The sequence below is a fragment of the Methylobacterium trifolii genome (assembly GCF_022179685.1).
Lineage (GTDB): Bacteria > Pseudomonadota > Alphaproteobacteria > Rhizobiales > Beijerinckiaceae > Methylobacterium > Methylobacterium trifolii.
Map to the genome: position 1 here is coordinate 1 of NZ_BPRB01000413.1, position 2,973 is coordinate 2,973.

At 56.1% G+C, this 2,973-nt stretch carries 5 protein-coding genes; all 5 read left to right on the forward strand.

Features of this window, described 5'->3' with window-relative positions:
* A partial coding sequence (locus COGEMETH_RS25395; protein ID WP_238185433.1) for a hypothetical protein occupies positions 1 to 197 on the forward strand: 197 nt, incomplete at its 5' end.
* Between the two features lie 259 nt (positions 198 to 456).
* Complete coding sequence (locus COGEMETH_RS25400) at positions 457 to 915, forward strand: alpha/beta hydrolase (protein WP_238185434.1); 459 nt, start codon at positions 457 to 459, stop codon at positions 913 to 915.
* Positions 916 to 1,472: 557 nt separating this feature from the next.
* Positions 1,473 to 1,643: a DUF6489 family protein gene (locus tag COGEMETH_RS25890; protein WP_373875434.1), complete on the forward strand. Its 171-nt coding sequence runs from the start codon at positions 1,473 to 1,475 to the stop codon at positions 1,641 to 1,643.
* A 350-nt stretch (positions 1,644 to 1,993) separates the two neighbouring features.
* On the forward strand, positions 1,994 to 2,281 hold the full coding sequence (gene groES, locus COGEMETH_RS25405; protein ID WP_238185435.1) for a co-chaperone GroES: 288 nt from the start codon (positions 1,994 to 1,996) through the stop codon (positions 2,279 to 2,281).
* A gap of 98 nt (positions 2,282 to 2,379) precedes the next feature.
* Positions 2,380 to 2,973 (forward strand): TCP-1/cpn60 chaperonin family protein (locus COGEMETH_RS25410; protein ID WP_283215053.1); only part of this gene is annotated, 594 nt, incomplete at its 3' end.

Here is a 2,973-nt window from a genome sequence, read left to right on the forward strand (position 1 = left end):
GTGCTGACGTCGGACAATTCCCTACCAGGCCAGCAAGCGGGATCGGCTGGCATGTGCATAACTTCTCCGGTCAAGCTTCGACCACATTTGAGGTCCGCAATCATTGCGACGCTACGAAGGAGCTTTCGATGACGATCCTTGATCCGATCACTGGCAAGCTGGTCACGATCAACCTGCCGAAGCCGCGCCCCCGTTAGCACGCGCCAAGACGCCGAAGTCGCCGAGGGCCATGCGCACAAAGGCCCGCTAGGGCCGCGGTATCGACCCTGCAAAGAGGCTGACTCCACAGGCGAGTTCAGCATGATCGACCTCAGAACTTTGATGTAGGGCCTCGCGGCGACGAGCCTTTTCGACATCGCCACGGCCCAAGCACCCGAGCGCCTGACCCTATGGCCGAACGGGCCTCCCAGCGGCGGCGGGCCAACAGGTCCGCTTCTTCGTAGCTGAACCGGGGCCGTGAGCAACGTGGCGACCCCGGTCCTCGAGGTCTTCACTCCGCAGACGCCCAACGGTGCGGCCGTCATCGTCGCGGCCGTCGGCGGCTACAGGCAGATCGCGATGGGTTCAGAGGCTTTTCCGGCCGCTGACTGGTTGAATGAGCAGGGCGTGGCCGCGTTCGTACTGACCTATCGCTTACCCGGCGAAGCCTCGGTGTCCGGTCCGCGCGCTCCGCTCCAGGACGCCCAGCGTGCAATCCGCACAGTTCGCGCCGAGGTGCAACGGCGCCATCTCGATCCAAAGCGCATCGGAGCCCTCGGTTTTTCGGCGGGCGTCCATTCGCTCGACTTGACTCTCTTCGAATGCAACAGAGTCGCTCAGATGCGTTTTTGCACGACAGAGAATCGAAAGGGAGTACTCTCGCAAATGTCCCGTAAGGGATCTGGGAGGCGAAAATGTCCGCGAACTAGAAAATAGTCAAAGAAGACTTGGATTGGAGCCTGAACTCAAGTGAGGATGTAAAAGGCCGTGAAGATCTCAAGACCGCTTTTGAAAAGGACAGCGAATCATCAATGGGCGCTGTCATCGCAGCTTACAGACTTGGACAGCGCGACAATCACAAACTTTCTAATCTATCAAGATGCGCCCACGAGGACGGAAAACGCTTATACAACATTGGACGCAAAATAATTGGCTTAAAGGCAAATTAGAAATTCTGATAAATTATTTTTAGCGTCGTAGAAAGCAACAAAGCACCAGTTGGCGGCCTTCAGTGATTTAGATTTGTACTAGGTAAAATATAAACTCGGTGATTATTATTTGTAAATGGAGTATGTTGCTAGTCAATCAACGCTTAATATATTGTGAATGCGAAGACGAATCTTCCCGTTGCGTCGCGGTTCGCCTGCGCACAAGGTGATACGGATTGTTGCCGCTAATCTGGACTTAAAGCGATGGCATTGTGATTTCAAGGGAGAAGAACGAGGTCAAGATCAGTGTTGAGATGGCCTGCACTCCTGAGGAGGCGCGAAAATATGGGCCATCCAGACGTTCAGTCGATGCAAACGGCCGTTATGGCTGAGATGGGAAAGCATGTTTTAGATGAAATGGACTGCCTCTCGCCAGAGACATTCATGAAAACCTGTGCGACGCCAATCTTTCAAGGTCCTGAGCAGTTGCAAGCTGCTTTCATGAAAATATTTTAGCAGTTCTTGGCTAGGGAAAAGGCGAGCGCGAAGTAGAAGAAACGTGATACACTGTTCGATTTATAACTACTGTCTCGGTGTGGGGGGGCTTTTAACGCTGATTAGCGGCATTTCTGCGGAATAGTGTTAGCCGCGTCCAAATCTTCGCCAAAAATGTTACGAATGATAGGGCCGCGATTTAATTGGACGACTGGGACAAACGCCCACCCTACGATATTTATTAGCACTCTCATTGAATGAGTGCTAAACCCCTTTTGCGAGGTTAGCTGTAGGATTCTTTTACGGCAGCCTCTCCTGCGATTTCGTGCCGTACTGGCGTCGGATAGTCGGCAGGAAACCGGACCCAAGACATGAAGTTTCGCCCCTTACACGACCGTGTCGTCGTTCGTCGAATCGAAGGCGAGGAGAAGACCAAGGGCGGCATCATCATCCCGGATACCGTCAAGGAGAAGCCACAGGAAGGCGAAGTTATCGCTGTCGGCCCTGGCGCCCGCGACGAGCAGGGCCGCATCAATGCCCCCGACGTGAAGGCCGGCGACCGCATCCTGTTCGGCAAGTGGTCCGGCACCGAGGTCAAGATCGACGGTCAGGACCTCCTGATCATGAAGGAATCCGACATTCTCGGCGTCGTCGCTTAAGGCGGCACGACGCCCGTTTGCGATCTTGCGAACCCACCCTTTGAGGCGCCCGATGTGGCGCGCCTCGGGGTCGATCTATAAATGAAGAGACATTCCCCATGGCTGCCAAAGACGTTCGTTTTTCCGTCGATGCTCGCGAAAAAATGCTGCGCGGCGTCGAGCTTCTCGCCAACGCGGTGAAGGTGACGCTCGGCCCCAAAGGCCGCAACGTCGTGATCGAGAAGAGCTATGGTGCACCGCGTATCACCAAGGACGGTGTCACCGTCGCCAAAGAGATCGAGCTCTCCGACAAGTTCGAGAACATGGGCGCACAGATGGTGCGCGAAGTGGCCTCGAAGTCGAGCGACATCGCCGGCGACGGCACGACGACTGCGACCGTGCTGGCCGCGTCCATCGTGCGTGAGGGCGTGAAGTACGTGGCTGCCGGCATGAACCCGATGGACCTCAAGCGCGGCATCGATCTGGCCGTAGCAGCGGTCGTGAAGGACATCGGCGAACGTGCCCGCAAAGTGGCTTCCTCCGAGGAGATCGCGCAGGTCGGCACCATCTCGGCCAATGGCGATAAGGAGATCGGCGAGATGATCGCCCATGCCATGGAAAAGGTCGGCAAAGAGGGCGTCATCACCGTCGAGGAGGCCAAGACCGCCGAAACCGAGCTCGACGTGGTCGAAGGCTGTCCGACGTCAGCACCT

What these genes read in the sequence shown, in the direction of transcription:
- groES (WP_238185435.1), top strand. Translation starts at nt 1,994, where the DNA reads ATGAAGTTTCGCCCCTTACACGACCGTGTCGTCGTTCGTCGAATCGAA.
- COGEMETH_RS25890 (WP_373875434.1), top strand. Translation starts at nt 1,473, where the DNA reads ATGGGCCATCCAGACGTTCAGTCGATGCAAACGGCCGTTATGGCTGAG.